This is a genomic window from Burkholderia pyrrocinia, assembly GCF_001028665.1.
Classification (GTDB): Bacteria; Pseudomonadota; Gammaproteobacteria; order Burkholderiales; family Burkholderiaceae; genus Burkholderia; species Burkholderia pyrrocinia.
In genome coordinates this window covers 2,588,492-2,607,283 of sequence record NZ_CP011504.1, presented here as the reverse complement: position 1 = coordinate 2,607,283, position 18,792 = coordinate 2,588,492, and the positions used below count along the sequence as shown (strand labels likewise).

The following is an 18,792-nucleotide window of genomic DNA, read 5'->3' as shown; positions in this document are numbered from 1 at the left end:
ATGTCCGTTCAGTGAGAGAGTCGCCGGCGCCGTTACGCGCGCGGCATGCCGAGCATCCGTTCGGCGACGATGTTGCGCTGGATCTCGTTGGTGCCCGCGTAGATCGTGCCGGCCTGCGCGAACAGGAAGCCGTCTAGCCAGTGGCCGAGCGTCGCGTGCTGCGCGGCCGTCTGCGGGACGACCTCGCCGTGCGCGCCGAGGATGTCGAGCGCCGTCTGGTGCATGCGCAGGTCGAGCTCCGACCAGAACACCTTGTTGGTGCTCGACTCCGCGCCGATGTGGCCGCCCTTCAGCAGCCGGCTCGCGGTCGCGTAGGTCGACAGTGCATACGCCTGTGCATCCATCCATGCCGACACCACGCGCTCGCGCAGCGTCGGGTCGCGGTCCGCGCTGTCGCGGTGCGCGAGATACAGGTCGCGCAACGCTTGCGCGGTGCGCTGGAAACGCGCGGGCGAACGCAGCATCAGCCCGCGCTCGAAACCGGCCGTCGCCATCGCGACCTGCCAGCCCGCGCCTTCGGCCGCGAGCCGGTTCTCGACCGGCACGCGCACGTCGTCGAAGAAGATTTCCGCGAAGCCCGTCTGCCCGTTCAGTTGCCGGATCGGCCGCACCGTGATGCCCGGCGCGGACAGCGGCACCATCAGGAACGTGAGCCCGTGGTGGCGCGACGATTCGGGATCGCTACGGAACAGCCCGAACAGCCAGTCGGCCCACACCGCGCGGGTCGACCAGATCTTCTGGCCGTTCAGCACGTATTCGTCGCCGATGCGGGCCGCCGTCGTGCGGATCGCGGCCATGTCCGAGCCCGCGTTCGGCTCCGACCAGCCCTGCGCCCACACGTGCTCGCCGGCCGCCATCGCGGGCAGGAAGCGCGCCTTCTGCTCCGCGGTGCCGAAATCCATCAGCGTCGGGCCGAGCAGGAAGATGCCGTTCTGGTTCACGCGCATCGGTGCATCGGCGCGCCAGTACTCTTCCTCGAAGATCAGCCACTCAATCAGGTCGCAGCCGCGCCCGCCCAGCTCGCGCGGCCACGTGACCATGCTCCAGCGGCCCGAGTGCAGCGTGCGCTCCCATTCGCGGTGCGCGGCGAAGCCTGCCTCGGTGTCGAAGCTCGGCAGCCGCTCGCGCGGCACGTGCGCCGCGAGCCATTCGCGGATCTCCGCGCGGAACGCCTGCTGTTGCGGCGTGTAGGTCAGGTTCATGCGCGTGCCTCCTCGGCCGGTGCGTCGAAACGCGCGTCGCGCTTCTCGACGAACGCGGCGCGCGCCTCCGTCGAGTCGTTCGTCATGTACGCCTGCAGCGTGAAGCCCTGCTCCCAGCGGTACTTGTCCTCGAGATCGCCGTCCTCGACGCCGTTCAGCGCCTCCTTTGCGAGCCGCACCATCGCCGGGCTCTTGTCCGCGATCTTGCGGGCGATCGCAAGCGCCGCGTCGCGCAGCGCATCGCGTGCGACGACCTGCTCGACCGCGCCGAGCCGGTACGCTTCGGCCGCGTCGATCATCTCGCCGGTGAAGTACATCGTGCGCACCTTCTGCACGCCGAACAGCCGCTGCAGGTGCGCGCCGCCGCCCATCGCGCCGCGGTCGATCTCGGGCACGCCGAAGCGCGCGCAATCGGCCGCGACGACGATGTCCGCCGCGCCGCAGATGCCGATCCCGCCGCCGAGCACGAAGCCGTGCACGGCCGCGATCACCGGCTTCGGGTTGCGGTGCACCGCGCGGAACGTCGCGTAGTTGCCGGCGTTGACCGCCACGATCCGCTCCGGGTGCGCAGCCAGTTCCTTGATGTCGACGCCCGCGCAGAAGCCGCGGCCTTCGCCGCGCACGACGATCACGCGCACGTCGTCGTCTTCGCCGAGCGCGTCGAGCGCGCGGGAGAGCGCGTGCCAGCCCTGCGCGTCGAGCGCGTTCACGGGCGGATGCGCGATCACCAGTTCGGCGATGCCGTCTGCGCGGTCGATCCGGAACGGCATCGCGCCGGCCGGGTGATTGGATGCTGTCATCTCCATTGCCTCCCTGTGATGTTCTTCATGCGGTCTGCGCCGCCGCCGCGCCACGCAGCGCGGCCAGTGCGTCGAGCCGCTCGCCGGCTTCCGCGACGATCCGCGCGATCAGCGCGTCGCACGATTCGATCGCGCCGATCATCGCCGCCGCCTGGCCGCTCGGCAGCACGCCTTCGTCGGGGCGGCCCTCGACAATCGCGCGCTGGATCAGGAACGGCGCGTTCGCGGCCATCAGCGTCTGGCTTGCCGTGTAGTCGTGCGAGCGCAGCGCCTTGATCGCGAGGCCGAGCATGTCGCTCGCGCGCAGCCCGTTCTGGCGCCGCCAGGCGTCGGCCGTCTTCAGCGCGAACAGCGTGCGGCGCAGCCGGCCGAAGCGTTCGAGCTTCAGCAGATACGGGTTGTCGATCATCCGTTGCGGCAGCCCGTCGAGCGCGTCCGACACGCGGATGCGCGCCGGGTCGCCGACCGCGACATAGCGGTCGAGCGTCTCGCGCGGCACCGGCGATTCGGCGCTCATCAGGAAGCGCGTGCCCATCGCGATGCCGGCCGCGCCGTATGCCAGCGCGGCAGCCAGCCCGCGCCCGTCGAAGAACCCGCCGGCCGCGACGACCGGCACCCGCACCGCGTCGAGCACCTTCGGCAGCAGCAGCGTGGTCGGCACCGAGCCCGTGTGCCCGCCGCCTTCCGCGCCCTGCACCGTCACGACGTCCGCGCCGAGTTCGACGGCCTTCGCCGCATGCTTCGGCGCACCGACGGTCGGCATGCAGACGATGCCGGCATCCTTGAAGCGGCGGATCGTCTTCGCATCGGGCCCGCGGCCGTAGCTCACTGCGCGCAACCGGTGCTCGATCGCGAGATCGACCACCTGCGCGGCGTTCTTCTGGAACATGTGGAAGTTGATGCCGAACGGCTGGTCCGTCAGCGACTTCACCTTCAGGATCTCGGCCTCGACCTGATCCGGTTCGAGCGTCGCGCCGGCCAGGAAGCCGAAACCGCCCGCATTGGAGGTGGCCGCGACGAGCCGCGCGTCGGCGACCCAGCCCATCGCGGTCTGCACGATCGGGTAGCGGCAGCCGAGCAGGTCGCAGAGCGGCGTATGCAGCGGGCCAGGAAGCATCGTGCTCATGCGGCGGCTCCGTTGACGGCGACCGGCGCCGCCGCGTCGCCGCGGTCCGCGCCGTTCGGCTGGCGCTGCGAACTGGCCATGCTGCGCGCGTCGTAACCACCGAGGCGATCGCCGCTGACGAGCTCGTTGTGCGCATGCGCAAAGTGATGCCATGCGAACGCCGCGTCCATCGCAGCGCGCTTGCCTTGCAGCTCCTCGACGTGATTCAGCGCCTGCTTGGTCAGCGTGAGCCCGAGACGCGGCATCGTCGCGATCTTCGCGGCGATCGCGTAGGTCGCGTCGCGCAGCCGCTCGCGCGGCACCACGCGGTTGACCATCCCCATCTGGTACGCGCGCTCGGCCGGCATCCGCTCGCCGAGGAACAGGAATTCCTTCGCGATGCGCGGGTTCAGCTCATACGCATGCGCAAAATACTCGACGCCCGGGATCCCCATCCGCACGACCGGATCGGCGAAGAACGCATCCTCCGACGCGACGATCAGGTCGCACACCCACGCGAGCATCAGCCCGCCCGCGATGCACGCGCCCTGCACCATCGCGATCGTCGGCTTCGGCAGGTCGCGCCAGCGCCGGCACATCCCGAGGTACACCTCCTGCTCGCGCGCATAGAGGAATTCGCCGCCTTCCTTGTCGACGTGGTCGTACCACAGCGACGCGCGCTCGAACGACTCGTGGATGTCGCGGCCCGGCGTGCCGATGTCGTGGCCCGCCGAGAAGTGCTTGCCGGCGCCCGCGAGCACGATCGCCTTCACCGCGTCGTCGTGCGCCGCGCGCCGGAACGCCGCGTCGAGCGCATACGTCATCTTCGAGTTCTGCGCGTTGTGATACTCGGGGCGGTTCATCGTGATCGTCGCGATGCCGCCTTCGACCGCGTAATCGACGACACCGTCGCCGAACGTCACCTGGGTCGCTTCCATGTCGGACCTCATCCCCGGCGCGGCGCCGGATTGTTGCGCACGATCGTCGCGCGCAGGTTGTGCGGATCGAGCGCGCGGACGATGCGCAGGTCTTCCGCGTTCGGCGCGGCCGTCGTGGCAAGTTCCGGGTGCGCGATCAGCGGGAAGCCCGTCGCGTCCTGCACCTCGTCGAAGCTCACGCCCGGATGCAGCGAGCGCACGCGGATCGCGTGGTCGGGCCCGCCGAAATCCATCACGCACAGGTCGGTGACGATGCTGCGCAGGTCGACGAAGGTCTTCATCCCGGGCAGCCGGCGCGCCGGGTTGTAGCCGACCGTGCACACCATGTCGACTTCGCCCGCGACGAACGTGCGCTTGCCGTGGCCGCTGACGAAGAACGAGTTCGCGTGGTTCGTCGAATTGCCGGGAAAGCCGCGTGCGCCGAGCAGCTGGGTCTTCGGATGCGCGTAGTCGGCGCCGAGCCACGAGATATTGGCCTGGCCGAAGCGGTCGATCTGCGTCGGCATCACGAGCGCATGGCGGCGGCCGTGCCACAGGCAGTCGAACACGCGTTCGTAGGTCATCCAGCCGCTCGCCTTCACGCGATAGCCGTCGGGGCGCGGCCCGAGCGGCACCGGCTCCTCGACGAGATACGCTTCGCCGTCGGTCAGCATCAGCGCGTTGTTGTACGCGAGCCGCGCGAGGCCGGCCGCGAGCCGCGGGCCCGTGCCGATGCCGGTCGCCAGCACTTCGCCGTCGTCGCGCCAGAGTCGCGCGGACGCGACGATCATCAGTTCCGCGAGGGAATGGTCGAGAGATTCGCTCACAGGCGCTCCTTTACAGAATCGGCAACGGCAGCGTCGTCACATGCGGCAGGCCGCCGACGCCTTCGAGATACTGGCGTTCGTCCTGGCCGACCACGTCGCGCAGGTACGCCGCCGCTTTCTCATCGTCTTCCGCGCTGGCGCAGTACGCGCGCAGGTGCGGCAGGTCCCAGCCGTAGGCCGGCCCGCACGACGTCGGGTGCGCGCCGCCCGGCGCGTGCACGACGCCCGTGACGAGCGAGCGCTCGAACGGGTTGCGTTTCGCGGCGTCGAGGTCTTCTGTCGCGAGCGATGCGTCGACCGTTTCCGCCGACACGTAGCAGCGCTGCGCGGCACGCGCCATCCATGCATCGAAGAACGGATCGGGGCCGTCGATGCGCGTGTTGCCCATCCGGTCGGCCGCGTTCACGTGCAGCAGCGCGACGTCGAGTTCGATCGCCGGCATCGCCAGCAGCGTCTCGCCGTCGTCGTACGGCGAGCTCACCGTGCGCAGTTGCGGCGCGTGATCGAGCAGCGCGGTGCCGAGCCCGGCGCGCGTCGGCAGGAACGGCAGGCGCGCGGCGGCCGCGCGCAGGCCGAGCTGCAGCATCCCTTCGTCGAGTTCGAGCACGTCGATGCGGCCCTGCTCGCGCGCCCGACGGAAATGCGGTTCGAGCGGAATCACGTCGAGCGACACGAAGCCGAACACCACCTTGCGGACCTTGCCCGCCGCGCACAGCAGGCCGACATCGGCGCCGCCGTACGCGACGATCGTCAGGTCCTTCAGGTTCGAGCGCGCGATTTCGCGCACCAGCGCCATCGGCTTGCGCCGCGGCCCCCATCCGCCGATGCCGATCGTCATGCCGTCGGCGAGTTGCGCGATCACGTCGCGCGCGGACATCGTCTTGTCGAGAGGTTTCATCGTCATCGTGCTGGCTTACCGGTATCCGATGCTGAAATCGTGGCCCCACTGGCTCACCTTGGTGGCCTCGAATACCGCGTGCTTCGACCAGTCGACCGTGAGGCCGCCGAAGCCGTATTCGAGATCGAAGCCGCCGGGGGTCTTCATGTAGAAAGAGATCATCTGGTCGTTGCAATGCCGGCCGAGCGTCGCCGACATCTTCACGTCGTGCGCGGCGACACGATCCAGCGCGCGGCCGACTTCGTCCATCGAGTCGACTTCGGCCATCACGTGCACGCAGCCCGACGGCACGGCCATCTCGAACAGCGCGAGGCTGTGATGGCGTGCGTTGCGGCAATGCATGAAGTGGATGCGTTTTTCGGGTTCGGCCGGATCGGGCGTGAATTTCACGCGATAGATGTCGGACAGCTCGAAGCCGAGCACGCCGCGCACGAATGCGTCGGTCGCGTCGAACTGCGGCGCGGGCAGCACCGCGTGGCCGAGCCCCATGTCGCCGGTGACGAAACGCGCGACGCCCAGCGGCGACACGAAGCGGCGGAAGTCGCAGCGCGCGCCCCAGTACAGCTCGTGGCGGTTGCCGGACGGGTCGGTGCACCACGCCATCGCCTGCACGCGGCGCAGCGCGGCTTCGGCGGGCGTCGCGCGGATCGGCTCGACGCCCGCGCGCTGCAGCGCAGCGAGTGCGGCGTCGAACGCGGCGCCGTCGGGCAGTTCCCAGCCGGACGCGAAATAGCGGTCGGTCGCGCCGGGAACGATCACGTAGCGGAAATCGCGCTCGTCCATCTTCAGGTACAGCGCGCCGTCGGGCGCGTCGAGCGCCTGCATGCCCAGCACGTCTTCCGCGTAGCGGCGCCACGCATCGACGCGCGTCGCCTCGACGACGACATAGCCAAGCGCACGGACATCGATCATGTCGGCCTCCTCCTGGTTCAGAATCCGTTGTTCGTGAAAGGATTCTGGCCGGTCGGGGGTGGTGTTACATCGTCTGTTGGGACGAGAGGACGGGCGGGAAAAGGCGGGGGTTGCCGCGCGGGGGGTGTGACGGAGGGGGATTCGTTGGCGGCGGGTGAAATACGCCGGTCGTGTCGCGCACGATCACGGGAGCCGGCGTGGCGCGTGAGCCGGTTCGCCAGCCGCCGCCCGAATCGCCTTCGCGCGACGGCTGACCGCTGCGGCCACGCTAGTCGAACGGGTTCAGCAGCCGGACGCCGGTGCGAGCGAAATCGTCGACATTGCGCGTGACGACCGTGAGATCGTTGATCAGCGCGGTGGCCGCAATCAGTTTGTCGAGTTCGTGCGCCGGATCGGGTACGCGCAAATGCCCCCACATCTGGCTGATCTCGATATCGACCGGCAGGATGTTCGGCGCATAGCCCGACAGGATCGTCGCCATCCATGCCTCGAGCGCCGACGCTTGAGGGTGATCGCCGCGATGACGGATCAGGTCGACGCCGCGCCGAAGCTCGGCCACCGTCACGACGGACAGGTAAAGCGGGCTCGCGTCGGCCTCGGCCTGCCTGAAGAACGCCCGCACGCCGCGGTTGGTTCGCTTGCCCTTCCTGATTTCGCTGATGACGTTCGTATCAATCAAAAACACGCCTGACCTCGCCGGAATCCTGAACACGTTGGAAATCCGCGTCTTCGCCAACATCGGGCATGCTCATCAGCACTTGCGCAAATGTCCTTCGCTTCGGCCGGCCGAGCGCATCGGCCAGAATGGCCCGATGTTCGGCCTCGGCACTCCTGCCATTTGCCGCAGCCTGCTCGCGCAGGCTCTGAACGATACTGTCATCCACGTTACGCACCAGAAGATTTGCCATAGGTCCCTCCATCCAGGTTGCTATCAATGATAGCGCCATGACGGTGAATTGCAAGCATTGCTATCATCGTCATGCGTGAACGGAAGACGGTGGTTGGCGTCGGCGAACGGCGGCAGCCGGCATGAATCCCTCCAGCTTCCGCCGCTCGCCCGACACGTCGAACTACTGCCCCCAAGGTAAGGCGGATCGGAACGACGGAAAAGACGGCTGAATGGCTATGCGTTGATGGACGGGCTGCGCATTCACGCGCAGTCCCACACGGAGCGGCTTCATTCACCGCCGCCGGGTCGATCACGCAACGCAACCTCGACCCATCCGGCCAGGCGTTCCGGATCGCAGGCAGTCGTCGCCACACCCTTATCGGCAAATATCGGCAATACCCCGGTCCGCACGCACAACGGCAACCCGACCGCTCAGAACCGATACGAAATCCCGATCTGCAAGACCGGGTACCACCGATAGCGCGACATCACCCGCCGCAGTTCGTCGAGCCCGCTCGCGACGAGGATCTGGCTCTTCGCCGGCCCGGCCGCGGCGGCCAGCTCCGGCGACAGCGTGTACGAACATCTCGGGATCCCGTACGCGACGCCGACGTCGGCGACGAATCCCAGCCCTTTCGACGCCGGCCGGTGCCCGTAGCCGATCCCGACATACGGCATCACGGTCGGATAGCGCGCTTCCGCGACCGCATACATCCCCGGCAACGCCGGAAAGCGCTTGCCGCCGAACGCGTAAGTGCCGTTGGTCGGCACCGATACGCCGTGGAGTTCATCGTCGTTGAAGCGCAGCCCGATCGTCGCGCGGAAGCCGCTGCCCCGCCACGGAAAGATATCCCCGTACAAGCCTCCCTGGCGCAGCTTCAGGTCGTCCTGATAGCGATTGCCGGCCACCGTGAAGTCATGCGAAAGATCGATCGCATTGAAATCCGCATGGGCACCCAGCATCGAATTGAAGCTCACGGCCGCACCGATGCCGACGCCCTGCGTGCCGCCCTGCAGGTAGATCTCCTGCGCGTGCGCACTCGCGACGAACATCATCGCGACCGCTGCCCATTGGTTCGCTGTCGTTTTCACGGGCGCCTCCCCCGACATGTGCCGGGCGCGCCGCCCCGACGCACGCGGCCTCCGTCGCGATGCGCAGTGCGAACCCCGGCACGACACCTTGCAAGCAAGCTTGCTGTTCGACGGACCGGGAACGCGTTGCCCCGTGCGCATGACCGATACGACATGCGCGGCGCATGCGCCGCAACACGCGGCGCCCGCGACCCGATCCGATTCCCCGTTTCTATCGATGTCGTTGCATGCCGCAGATGCGCTCATCGTTCTGGCGAAATTCGTTTGCGCCAGCGGCACCGGGTCAACCGCAAAGCGCGTGCCATGCGCCGCAAACCAAAGCGGGAAAAGCGTCACCGCCACGCACGGGCGGTCACGCGGGTCGCAATCGGGCGGAAATGTTTCAGGAACGTATCCGTATTCGGCGGGACACGCCGGAACACGCGATTTGCTCTATCGCGCATCGAGATCGGAACGCATGCCGGACGAGGCTGGACAGCCGTCAGCGCGTGCGAGTCGTCGTTGCGGTCAATCGAGCACGGCGAAATACACTGAAGAAACGTTGCAGAAGTGTGACCTCGCGCGGGGCGCACGCGATGCCGATACGCAATCGTGCGTGACGAGGCAGGGTGAATACCGATGCGTGCGCGTGCATCTTGTCCGTGTCACGCAAGGAGGCGATACGCGAGCCGATCGGCAAATCGGCCGGCGGCGTCGACGGTCTGAAGACGAGGGAAAGGCGGGCTATGTCAGCGCCCGGGACAACCGACACGCAAGCGCGGCCGCCCGAACGTGCTTTTGCACTCCGCTACAACCCGTAGCCGCCCGACACATTCAACTGCTGCCCCGTCACGTAATCCGCCCGGTCCGACGCCAGAAACACCGCTGCCCGCCCGACGTCGTGCGCCTTCCCCCAACGCTTGAGCGCGAGCATCTTCTGCGTCTCGTCGATCCACGCCTGGTCGAACTGCCCCTGTTCGAGCAGCACCGGAAACATCCCGGCCTCGATCACGCCGACCAGGATCGAATTCGCGCGAATGTTGTAACGCCCCTCCTCGCGCGCAAGCCCCTTGACCAGCGCCTCGTTCGCCGCCTTCGGCGCGACCGACAGCCCGTCGCGATCGGGCCAGCGCAAATGTCCGGCCGAACCGAGCGTCACGAACGACCCGCCGCCCGACGCACGGAAGTGCGGCAGCGCGGCTTTCGCCGCGACGAAGAAACCGATCGTCTCGACCTCGATCGCGCGGCGCCAGTCGTCGTGCGTCATGTCGCCGACGTGGCGCTGGTTCACGAACGGCCCGGCCGCCCAGACGACCGTATGCACGCGGCCATGCGCGGCGATCGCGGCCGCAAGCGCGGCGTCGACCTGCGCGGGATCGGTCACGTCCACGCAGTGCGTGGTGGCCGCCACACCTTCGCCGCGAATGTCGCGCGCGACGCGCTCGGCCACGTCGGCCTTGCTGCGGTAGCCCACCGCGACCGGCACGCCGGCGCGCGCGAACTCGAGCGCAACGCCCTGCCCGATCCCGCCGCTGCCGCCGAACACGAGCACCGCGCCCTGCGGAAATCCGTTGTCGTTCATGCGTTCATCCCGTTCGTGTATCGCGGCGGCGCTCAGGCCGCCGCTTCGGTCCCCGCGCGCAGCCGGTACTTCAGCACCTTCCCCGCCGCGCTCGTCGGCAGTTGCTCGACGAACGTGAAATGCCGCGGCACCTTGTAGTTCGCCATGTTGCGGCGTGCCCAGTCGTTCAGCTCGTCGGCGTCGGCATGCGCGCCCGGCCGCAGCACGACATACGCGTGCCCGACCTCGCCGAGCCGCGTATCGGGCACGCCGACCAGCGCGACCTGCGCAATCGCCGGATGCGCGGCGAGCAGCCGCTCGATCTCCGCCGGATAGCAGTTGAAACCGCCGACGATGAACATGTCCTTGATGCGGTCGGTGATCTTCAGGTTGCCGTTCGCATCGACGCAGCCGAGGTCGCCCGTATGCAGCCAACCGTCCGCATCGACGGTCTCGCGCGTCGCGTCCGGCTGGTTGAAATAGCCGCGCATCACGTTGTAGCCGCGCACCCAGATCTCGCCGGTCTCGTCCGGCCCGAGCGACACGCCGCCCGGCCCCGCGATGCGCAGCTCGACATCCGGCATCGGCCGGCCCGACGTACAGGCGACGGTTTCCGCATCGTCGCCGTGCCGGCACAGCGTCGCGAAGCCGCACGATTCGGTCAGCCCGTAGCCGGTCAGCACCGTTTCGAAGCCGAGCTCGGCGCGCATCCGCTCGATCAGGCTCGGCGCGATCGCCGCCGCGCCCGTCACCGCGATCCGCAGCGACGACAGGTCGCGCGTCGCGCGATCGGGCGCGTCGAGCAGCGCGTAGTACAGCGTCGGCGGGCCGGGCAGCACCGACACGCGATCGTCGGCGACACGCCGCAGCACGTCGGCCGGCTGGAACACGAGATGCGGCAGCACCGTCGCGCCGCTCGACAGCGCGGCGAGCCAGCCGGCCTTGTAGCCGAACGTGTGGAAGAACGGATTGACGATCAGGTAGCGGTCGTCGTGGCGCACGCCCGCAATCGCCGCCCACGCCTGCGCGGCGCGCAGGTTCTGGCCGTGCGCGGTCATCACGCCCTTCGGGCGGCCCGTCGTGCCGGACGTGAACATCAGGTCCATCACGGTGTCGGGCGTGACCTGTATCTCGCGTTCGCGCACCGCGGCCAGCGGCACCGCCGCGCCGCGCGCGAGGAACGCGTTCCAGGTTTCGTCGCGCGCGCCGGGTGGCGCGTCGCCGTCGAACACGACCACGCGTTCGAGCGTCGCGGGCCGGTGCGGCGCGAGCATCGCCGGATAGGATTCGCCGAGGAAGGTGCCGCAGCAGAACAGCAGCCGCGCGCCGCCGTCGTGCAGGATGCCGCCGACCTCCATCCCCTTCATCCGCGTATTGACCGGCACGAGGATCGCGCCGACGGTGTGGATCGCGAGCGCCGCGACGATCCATTGCGGCAGGTTCGGCGCCCAGACCGCGATGCGGTCGCCGGCGTCGATGCCGCTCGCAAGCAGCGCACGTGCCGCTTCGAGGCGCGCCGCGTCGAGTTCCGCGTAGGTCAGCCGGCCGTGCTCCGACTCGATCGCCGGATGCGCGCCGTGGCGCGCGGCAGCCCGCGCGATCAGCGCGGGCGTGGTCAGGATTTCATTGTCCATCGTCATAGGCATCAGGGTTGCCGTGCGCGCCGCGGGCGCAGTACGGCTCAGTCGGGAAACACCACGCGCAGCGCGTCGCTCGCGGGCCGCGCGCAACAGGCAAGCGTCCAGCCGGCCGCAATCTCGTCTTCGTCGAGCACGTGGTTGCTGTCGAGCTCGACCTCGCCGCGCTCGATCCGGCACATGCACGCGCCGCATTGCCCCATCCGGCAGGAGTTCGGCGCCGGCACGCCCGCGCGCAGCATTGCATCGAGCAGCGTTTCGCCGGGCGCGCTGTCGAATGCGAACGCATCGCCGTCGAGCACCGTCTCGATCGCCGCGCCTTCGCCGGACGCCGCCGTTGCCGCGGCCGACGCCGCGGTATCGGCCTGCGCCGGCGCATCGGGCAGCGACGCGAACCGCTCGACATGCACGCGTGCGCGCGGCAACCCGAGGCCGAGCATCGCGGCCAGTGCGTTCTCCATGAACATTGCGGGCCCGCAGATGAACGTCTCCTGCTGGCTGAACGGCCGCGCGAGCTCCTCGAGATGGCGCTGCTGCGGGATGCCCTGCACGCTGTCGAGCCAGTGGATCACGCGCACGCGGCCAGGATGCCGCTGCGCGAGCTGCTGCAGTTCGTCGCGGAAAATCACCGAGCGTTCGTCGCGGTTCGCATAGATCAGCGTCAGCATTCCGCGCCCGTGCACGAGCGCCGATTTCAGGATCGACAGCACGGGCGTGATGCCGCTGCCGCCCGCGAACAGCAGCAGGTCGCCGTCGAGCGTGCGCGGCGTGAACACGCCGGCCGGCGGCAGTACGTCGAGCGCGTCGCCCGCATGCACGCGGTCGCACAGCCAGTTCGACGCGCGGCCGTCGCGCACGCGCTTGACGGTGATCTTCGGCGCGGCGTCGATGCCCGGCGCGCTCGACAGCGAATAGCAGCGCGCGACGGTCGCGTCCGCGCACGGCACGTTCAGCGTCAGGAACTGCCCGGGCCGGTACGCGAATGCGTCGCGCAACGCGGCCGGTACGTCGAATACGAACGAGCACGCGTCGTCGCTTTCGGAAATCACTTCGGCAACGGTCAGCCGGTGGAAGCGCGAATCGCTCATGGCCGGCTCCTCATGCTGCGCCGGCAATGTGCCACGCGCTCACGCCGCAACCGGCTTCACGCCCGGCGACGACCAGCGCCGCGTTCGACGCCAGTGCCGGCGCGACGCACGCGAACGCGTTCAGCACATGCGATGCCGCGCCGCCGAGCGTACGCACGATCTCGCGCGCGGCCGACACGCCGGCATCGCGCCGGGCGTCGTCAACGTTCGCGGTGTTGCCGTTCAGTCTGCGTGTCATGGATCGTCTCTTGCGAATGCTGGAAACCCGTGCGGCCGTCACGCGGCCACGCGGCTCGCGGGCGCGCCGGGCGTCGTATAGGCGCCGTCGAGATAGACGAGCGGATCGACGTCGCCGCTCATCAGCACCTCGCGGATGCGCCCGATGAACACCGTATGCGTGCCGTATTCGAAGCGGCCGTCCTGCTCGCACACGAGGCTCGCCTGCGAATCGCGCAGATACGGCACGCCGTGCGGCGACGTGTGCCAGTCGCCGGTCGTGAAGCGCGCTTCGCCCTTCAGGCGGCCGCTGCAGTCGATCGCGATGCCTTCGTGGCGCGCCGACAGCACGTTCACGCAGAACGGCGCGCCCGCATCGAGCGGCGGATACAGCGACGCGGTGCGGTTGATGCAGATCAGCAGCGAAGGCGGATCGGTCGACAGCGAATCGACCGCCGTCGCGGACATCGAGTAGCGCCGGCCGTCGTGCGCGCTGCTGATGACCGTGACGGAGCGCGCGAGGCGGCGCATCGCGAGCAGCATGTCGGTGCGCAGCGGATGGGTGGTGAGATCGCTCATCATTGGACTCCGTCAAGTTCAGTCGTGGATGGCCGGGCTGGCCGGCCGCCGGCGTCGGCCGCCTGCGCGGCCAGGTGGTCGGCGGCGATGAAACCGAAGGTCATCGCCGGACCGAGCGTCGAGCCCGCGCCGGGGTAGCTCGCGCCCATCATCGATGCGCTGGTGTTGCCGATCGCATAGAGGCCGTCGATCGGCTCGCCGTCGGCGCGCAGCACGCGGGCCAGCGCGTCGGTGACGAGCCCGCCCTTCGTGCCGATGTCGCCCGCGTCGATCCGCACCGCATAGAACGGCGCCTGGTCGACCGGCCCGAGGCACGGGTTCGGCTGGTTCCGCGGATCGCCGTAGTACGTGTCGAACGCGTTGTCGCCCTTGCCGAACGCTTCGTCGATGCCGGTGACCGCGTAACGCGCCATGTCGCGCAGCGTGTCGCGCAGCCCGGCCGCATCGACGCCGATCCGCGCGGCCAGCGCGTCGATCGTGTCGGCCTTCACGAGCACGTCGCGGAACGCTTCGGGAATCCGCGCATCGGGCATCATCGACGCCGGCATGATCGGCCCGCACGGATACTTGCGGCGAAAGCGCGCGTCGAACACCATCCACGCCGGCACGCTCGCGCCGGTGCGCGCATGGTCGCGATACATCGCCGGCACGAATTCGGAATACGGCGCGGCCTCGTTGACGAAGCGCTTGCCGAGGCGGTTGACGATCACGCAGCCCGGCAGGTTGCGCTCGACGAACAGCGCGCGCTGCTTCTCCTCGCCCGCGACGCCGACCGTCGGCGCGCCCCACACGTGCTCCATCAGCGCCAGCGCGCCGCCGAGCCGGTGGCCTTCGGCAATCGCGTCGCCGGTGTTGGCGGGCGGCGTCGCGCTCCACTGCGCCTGCGTCGGCTGCGGCAGGTAGCGTTCGCGCATCGGCTGGTTGCGCTCGAAGCCGCCCGCGCCGAGGATCACGCCGCGCCGCGCGGCGATCGTCACGGGCTGCCCGAAACGCTGCGCGCGCACGCCCGTCACACGGCCGTCCGTATCGAGCAGGTCGCGCATCGGCGTGTCGAGCCACACGGGCACGTTGCGCTCGAGCAGCGCGCGGCGCAGCCCGCCGATCAGCGCGTTGCCGAGCGTCAGCCGCCGGTCGCGCCGCGTGCGGCGGCGCATGCCGAGATCGAGCCAGTAGCGGCCGAACTGCGCGATCGCGAGCTTCATGAAGCCTGGCCCGCGCGAGAACAGCGTATGCGCCTCCTTCGACGTCACCGCCACGCGCCCGCCGATCAGCGTGCCGGGCGACGGCGGCCGCAACCGGTCGAACTCGTCGCCGAGCAGCCCGCCGTCGAACGGCAGCGGATCGAGCGCGCGATAACCCGGCATCGCGCCCGGCACCTTCTGGTAATAGTCCGCGTACTTCGGCAGCGACTGGTAGCGCACGGGCGTCTTCGATTCCAGGTAGCGCAGCATCTCCGGCGCCTGGTCGAGATACGCGTCGATCTTGTCGGGCATCGACGCGCCGGCCACGCACGCGTCGACGTAGCGGCGCGCGGCCTCGCGCGAATCGGTCGCGCCGAGCTCGGCGATATGGTGGTTGCACGGCACCCAGATCCCGCCGCCCGACACGGCCGACGTGCCGCCGTACAGCGCCGTCTTCTCGATCACGACGACGGACAGGCCGCGGTCGGCCGCGCGGCACGCCGCGAGCAGCGCGCCCGCGCCCGAACCGACGACCACCACGTCGAACACGTATTGCTGTGCTTGCGTGTCGTTCATCTCGGCCCCGTCAGATGAAGAAGTCCGTGTTCTCGCGGCCGAGCATCACGGCGCCGAGGTTCTGACCGAAGCGGTCCACGTTGTTCGCGTAGTGCGCGCGGGCCGCATGCAGGTCGAGGAAGCGCCGCACCAGCGGATTGCGGTGATAGATGCCGTTGCCGCCCGCGTAGCGCAGCAGCGCGTTCGCGGCCTGCGCGCAGCGCTCGGCGACCTGCGCGGACTGGTAGCGGAAATGCACGCGGCGCTCGATCGACACGGCCGGGCCGCCGGTCACCGACGCCATCAGCTCGGCAAAATTGCGCTTGAGCAGCACCTTCATCTCGTCGATCGCGACGGCCGCATTCGCGCACGCGTTCTGCGCGCCCGGATCGTCCGTCGTCTTCGCGCCGCTGTTCGCGGACACGCGCGTCGCCGCATAGCCGGTGAAATCGTCGAGCGCGCCCTGCAGCGCGCCGATGCACGACGTGCACACCGCGCGCACGAAGATCTGCGCGAACGGCAGCTTGAACAACGGCGCGTCGTTGACGGCCAGGCCGGGGCTCGTGCCCATCATCCCGTCGATCGCCTTGTGCGTGCGGTACGCGGGCACGAACACGTCGTCGACGACGATGTCGTGGCTGCCCGTCGCGCGCAGGCCGAGCACGTCCCAGTCCTGCTGGATCCGGTAGTCGGATTTCGGCAGCAGGAAGGTCCGGTATTCGGGCGGCTGGCCGGCAACGGCTGCCGGCACCAGCGCGCCGAGGAACACCCATTCGCACAGTTCGCTGCCGCTCGAGAACTTCCAGTGGCCCGACAGGCGGAAGCCGCCGTCGACCGGCGTCACGCGGCCGACCGGCATGTAGGTCGACGCGATCAGCGTCGCCGGGTCGTTGCCCCACACGTCCTGCTGCGCGCGCTCGTCGAACAGCGCGAGCTGCCAGTTGTGCACGCCGACGACGCCGTACACCCACGCGGTCGACATGCAGCCGCGCGCGAGCGCCATCTGGATGTCGAAGAAGGCCTGCGGATCGAGCTCGTAGCCGCCGTAGCGCTTCGGCTGCAGCACCTTGAAGAAGCCGGCGGCCTGCATGTCGGCGATCGTCTCGGCCGGGATGCGGCCCTGCGCTTCCGCCTGCGCGGCGCGGCCGGCCAGCGTCGGCGCCAGTGCCTCGGCCCGGGCGATCAGCGAGGCGGCCAGTGCGTTCGAATCGTTGTCGCGATGCACGAATGTCTCCTGTGAAACGGGGCGTGCGCCGCGGCGCCTGCCCCGCTCTCGTTCATGGTTGTTCTGCGCGGCCTGGCCGCGGGCGACGCTCGCCACCGTCGATGGTCGGCGTCGCGCGGCCGCGCCGCATCGTCCGAAGGGACGACGGGCGCGGCTCGTCCCGCGTTACGCGCAGGCCCGTTCCTTCTCCTTGTTGAAGAACGGGATCACGTGCTCGCCGATGTTGCGAATCGTCTCCATCTGCGCTTCGTGCGGCACCGTGCCCATCTGGCACAGGAACAGCACTTCGTCGACGCCGGCTTCCTGCAGGCGGCCGACATAACCGATGCAGTCGTCCACCGTGCCGTACGCGTGGTTCGGGTTCATCATCGCGAGCGCCGGGTCGGCGAAGTTCACGACGACTTCTTCCGACGCGAAGCGCGAGCGGATCACCATCTCGCCGGTGTCGGCCTGCACGAGGTCGTCGCCCCACTTCGCCGGGTCCGGACGCTCGCCGCCCGTGTACCAGTACGCGAGCGATTCCATGAAGTAACGCTGGCCGCGGATGCCGATCTTGCGGGCGGCCTGCCCGTCGGCCATCACGACCGTCGGGCACAGCGCCGCGAGGTGCTGGGTCGGGCGGAAGCCGACCTGGTCTTCCGGCTTGCGGTTCGCCCATGCTTCGCGGTACACCGCATTCTTCTTCGCCACTTCGTCGGGGCCGCCGAAACCGAGCACCAGCGCGCCCATCCCGCGCTGGCCGGCGCGCAGCAGCGCGTCGGTGTTCGTGCACGCGAGGTACATCGGCGGGTGCGGATCCTGGAACGGCTTCGGGTGGATCGGGCGCTTCGGGATCTTGATGTACTTGCCGTCGTGCTCGATCTCGTCCTGCACGAACATCTTCGGCACGAGGTACATCGATTCGTCGATCATCGGCTGCAGTTCGTTGAGGTCGTAGCCGAACGCGCCGGCTTCCTGCTGGCTGCCGCCCTTGCCGACGCCGAAATGCACGCGGCCGCCCGACAGGATGTCGAGCAGCGCAACGCGCTCGGCAACCTTGATCGGGTGATTCATCGCCGGCGGCAGGCACACGACGCCGTGGCCGAGGCCGATGCGCGTCGTACGGCCGGCCAGGTACGCAAGGAAGGTTTCCGGCGCGCTCATGTGCGCATAGTTGGTCAGCGACGTGTGCTCCACGCACCAGATCGTGTCGAAGCCGACCTGCTCGGCGAGCAACGCCTGTTCGACCGTCTCCTTGAACACCCGGTGGTCGCCCTCGCGCGATGCGTCGGTGGTCTGGGCTTCGTAGATGAGGGAAAACTTCATTGCGTGCGTCTCCATGTGTGTTGGACGAGTCGGGGTCGTGCGGCCCGCCCGCACGATACGGACGAATAGCGACGGTCCACGAATGGGAGTGTCGGCGCGCGGGCGGGCGCGGGCATCGTCTGTTTGGAGTAACGGCACGCCTGTGGGGACAGAGGGGTTTCACGGTCATCCGATCGGACTGCGTGAGCGCGCGGACGGCGCGCTAGCATCGGTCGGGCGGCACGTTGCATGCCGCGCACATCAAGACAAGGGAGAACCGGGATGAAGGTATCGATGCTGCTGTATCCGGTCGACGACATCGACACGGCGTTGCCGCTGTTCGTCGACGGACTCGGCCTGAACGTGAAGTTCCGCGACGGCGACCGCTATTGCGCGCTCGACGGCGGCCCGCTGACGATCGCGCTGGTCGCGGGCGACGAGCAGATCGTCGAGCGCGCGGCGCTCACGCTGCGCGTCGACGAGGACGACGATCTGTACGCGGCGATGGCGCGGGTCGTGAAGGCCGGCGCGTCGGTGCGCGTGCCCGTGCAGGCCGGGCCGCACGAATACCGCGCGGTGCTGGAGGACAAGAACGGCGCGCTGCTCGTGATTTCGCAGAAACGGTCAGCGTGACGAAGCGCGGTGCGCGTGCGGGATGCGGGCGCATCACGCGTGGCAGGTGCGCTACGCCAGACGGGATCGAGCATCACGCATTGTCATCGGCATCGTCGATGGCATTCAACGTCTTCAGGCCGCTTCCCGATGAGCGCCGGAATCGGTACCATCGAGCGCTTGAAGACCGGCAGGCGCCGCGCGACCACGCACCGGCGCCGCCCGCGCCGGGC

General features: G+C 69.1%; 19 protein-coding genes. 1 reads left to right on the top strand and 18 read right to left on the bottom strand.

Features of this window, described 5'->3' with window-relative positions; translation table 11 throughout:
* Positions 1–32 precede the first annotated feature (32 nt).
* The 18 genes from ABD05_RS27710 to ABD05_RS27625 form a co-directional block, all read right to left on the bottom strand.
* Positions 33–1,202: an acyl-CoA dehydrogenase family protein gene (locus ABD05_RS27710; protein ID WP_047903152.1), complete on the bottom strand. Its 1,170-nt coding sequence runs from the start codon at positions 1,200–1,202 to the stop codon at positions 33–35.
* The gene (locus ABD05_RS27705; protein WP_047903151.1) at positions 1,199–2,008 is read right to left on the bottom strand and encodes an enoyl-CoA hydratase family protein; all 810 of its coding nucleotides are present in this window, start codon (positions 2,006–2,008) and stop codon (positions 1,199–1,201) included. The genes ABD05_RS27710 and ABD05_RS27705 overlap by 4 nt, the downstream gene beginning before the upstream one ends.
* A gap of 19 nt (positions 2,009–2,027) precedes the next feature.
* Complete coding sequence (locus ABD05_RS27700) at positions 2,028–3,128, bottom strand: NAD(P)H-dependent flavin oxidoreductase (RefSeq protein WP_047903150.1); 1,101 nt, start codon at positions 3,126–3,128, stop codon at positions 2,028–2,030.
* The gene (locus ABD05_RS27695) at positions 3,125–4,045 is read right to left on the bottom strand and encodes an enoyl-CoA hydratase (RefSeq protein ID WP_047903149.1); all 921 of its coding nucleotides are present in this window, start codon (positions 4,043–4,045) and stop codon (positions 3,125–3,127) included. Before ABD05_RS27695 ends, ABD05_RS27700 begins: the two co-directional genes overlap by 4 nt.
* 8 nt (positions 4,046–4,053) lie before the next feature.
* The gene (locus ABD05_RS27690; protein WP_047903148.1) at positions 4,054–4,851 is read right to left on the bottom strand and encodes a CoA-transferase subunit beta; all 798 of its coding nucleotides are present in this window, start codon (positions 4,849–4,851) and stop codon (positions 4,054–4,056) included.
* 10 nt (positions 4,852–4,861) lie between these two features.
* Complete coding sequence (locus tag ABD05_RS27685) at positions 4,862–5,755, bottom strand: CoA transferase subunit A (protein WP_047903147.1); 894 nt, start codon at positions 5,753–5,755, stop codon at positions 4,862–4,864.
* Positions 5,756–5,764: 9 nt separating this feature from the next.
* Entirely contained in the window at positions 5,765–6,661 is an 897-nt protein-coding gene (locus ABD05_RS27680) for a VOC family protein (RefSeq protein ID WP_047903146.1), read from the bottom strand.
* Positions 6,662–6,929: 268 nt separating this feature from the next.
* Positions 6,930–7,346: a type II toxin-antitoxin system VapC family toxin gene (locus ABD05_RS27675; protein WP_238594138.1), complete on the bottom strand. Its 417-nt coding sequence runs from the start codon at positions 7,344–7,346 to the stop codon at positions 6,930–6,932.
* Entirely contained in the window at positions 7,333–7,569 is a 237-nt protein-coding gene (locus ABD05_RS27670) for a FitA-like ribbon-helix-helix domain-containing protein (protein WP_014899176.1), read from the bottom strand. The genes ABD05_RS27675 and ABD05_RS27670 overlap by 14 nt, the downstream gene beginning before the upstream one ends.
* Positions 7,570–7,982: 413 nt before the next feature.
* Entirely contained in the window at positions 7,983–8,642 is a 660-nt protein-coding gene (locus tag ABD05_RS27665) for a hypothetical protein (protein ID WP_047903847.1), read from the bottom strand.
* Between the two features lie 787 nt (positions 8,643–9,429).
* Entirely contained in the window at positions 9,430–10,203 is a 774-nt protein-coding gene (locus ABD05_RS27660; protein ID WP_047903144.1) for an SDR family NAD(P)-dependent oxidoreductase, read from the bottom strand.
* Between the two features lie 32 nt (positions 10,204–10,235).
* A complete protein-coding gene (locus ABD05_RS27655) occupies positions 10,236–11,822 on the bottom strand; it encodes a FadD3 family acyl-CoA ligase (RefSeq protein ID WP_047903143.1) in 1,587 nt (528 codons plus the stop codon).
* A 41-nt stretch (positions 11,823–11,863) separates the two neighbouring features.
* Positions 11,864–12,907 carry a ferredoxin--NADP reductase gene (locus tag ABD05_RS27650; protein WP_047903142.1) on the bottom strand — a complete coding sequence of 348 codons (1,044 nt, stop codon included), beginning with the start codon at positions 12,905–12,907 and terminating at the stop codon, positions 11,864–11,866.
* A 10-nt stretch (positions 12,908–12,917) separates the two neighbouring features.
* A complete protein-coding gene (locus ABD05_RS27645) occupies positions 12,918–13,145 on the bottom strand; it encodes a hypothetical protein (protein WP_047903141.1) in 228 nt (75 codons plus the stop codon).
* A gap of 38 nt (positions 13,146–13,183) precedes the next feature.
* A complete protein-coding gene (locus ABD05_RS27640; RefSeq protein WP_082146283.1) occupies positions 13,184–13,702 on the bottom strand; it encodes a flavin reductase family protein in 519 nt (172 codons plus the stop codon).
* Entirely contained in the window at positions 13,702–15,459 is a 1,758-nt protein-coding gene (locus tag ABD05_RS27635; protein WP_047903139.1) for an FAD-dependent oxidoreductase, read from the bottom strand. Before ABD05_RS27635 ends, ABD05_RS27640 begins: the two co-directional genes overlap by 1 nt.
* Positions 15,460–15,469: 10 nt before the next feature.
* Positions 15,470–16,663: an acyl-CoA dehydrogenase family protein gene (locus ABD05_RS27630; RefSeq protein ID WP_047903138.1), complete on the bottom strand. Its 1,194-nt coding sequence runs from the start codon at positions 16,661–16,663 to the stop codon at positions 15,470–15,472.
* Positions 16,664–16,828: 165 nt separating this feature from the next.
* On the bottom strand, positions 16,829–17,968 hold the full coding sequence (locus tag ABD05_RS27625) for an LLM class flavin-dependent oxidoreductase (protein WP_011355016.1): 1,140 nt from the start codon (positions 17,966–17,968) through the stop codon (positions 16,829–16,831).
* Between the two features lie 261 nt (positions 17,969–18,229).
* Here ABD05_RS27625 and ABD05_RS27620 point away from each other — a divergent pair, with 261 nt between their 5' ends.
* On the top strand, positions 18,230–18,580 hold the full coding sequence (locus ABD05_RS27620; protein ID WP_047903137.1) for a VOC family protein: 351 nt from the start codon (positions 18,230–18,232) through the stop codon (positions 18,578–18,580).
* Positions 18,581–18,792 lie beyond the last annotated feature (212 nt).

Bases quoted from the DNA above. Each gene is read 5' to 3' on its own strand.
- ABD05_RS27710 (WP_047903152.1), bottom strand. From the start codon at position 1,202: ATGAACCTGACCTACACGCCGCAACAGCAGGCGTTCCGCGCGGAGATC.
- ABD05_RS27705 (WP_047903151.1), bottom strand. From the start codon at position 2,008: ATGGAGATGACAGCATCCAATCACCCGGCCGGCGCGATGCCGTTCCGG.
- ABD05_RS27700 (WP_047903150.1), bottom strand. From the start codon at position 3,128: ATGAGCACGATGCTTCCTGGCCCGCTGCATACGCCGCTCTGCGACCTG.
- ABD05_RS27695 (WP_047903149.1), bottom strand. From the start codon at position 4,045: ATGGAAGCGACCCAGGTGACGTTCGGCGACGGTGTCGTCGATTACGCG.
- ABD05_RS27685 (WP_047903147.1), bottom strand. From the start codon at position 5,755: ATGACGATGAAACCTCTCGACAAGACGATGTCCGCGCGCGACGTGATC.
- ABD05_RS27680 (WP_047903146.1), bottom strand. From the start codon at position 6,661: ATGATCGATGTCCGTGCGCTTGGCTATGTCGTCGTCGAGGCGACGCGC.
- ABD05_RS27670 (WP_014899176.1), bottom strand. From the start codon at position 7,569: ATGGCAAATCTTCTGGTGCGTAACGTGGATGACAGTATCGTTCAGAGC.
- ABD05_RS27660 (WP_047903144.1), bottom strand. From the start codon at position 10,203: ATGAACGACAACGGATTTCCGCAGGGCGCGGTGCTCGTGTTCGGCGGC.
- ABD05_RS27655 (WP_047903143.1), bottom strand. From the start codon at position 11,822: ATGACGATGGACAATGAAATCCTGACCACGCCCGCGCTGATCGCGCGG.
- ABD05_RS27650 (WP_047903142.1), bottom strand. From the start codon at position 12,907: ATGAGCGATTCGCGCTTCCACCGGCTGACCGTTGCCGAAGTGATTTCC.
- ABD05_RS27645 (WP_047903141.1), bottom strand. From the start codon at position 13,145: ATGACACGCAGACTGAACGGCAACACCGCGAACGTTGACGACGCCCGG.
- ABD05_RS27640 (WP_082146283.1), bottom strand. From the start codon at position 13,702: ATGAGCGATCTCACCACCCATCCGCTGCGCACCGACATGCTGCTCGCG.
- ABD05_RS27635 (WP_047903139.1), bottom strand. From the start codon at position 15,459: ATGAACGACACGCAAGCACAGCAATACGTGTTCGACGTGGTGGTCGTC.
- ABD05_RS27625 (WP_011355016.1), bottom strand. From the start codon at position 17,968: ATGAAGTTTTCCCTCATCTACGAAGCCCAGACCACCGACGCATCGCGC.
- ABD05_RS27620 (WP_047903137.1), top strand. From the start codon at position 18,230: ATGAAGGTATCGATGCTGCTGTATCCGGTCGACGACATCGACACGGCG.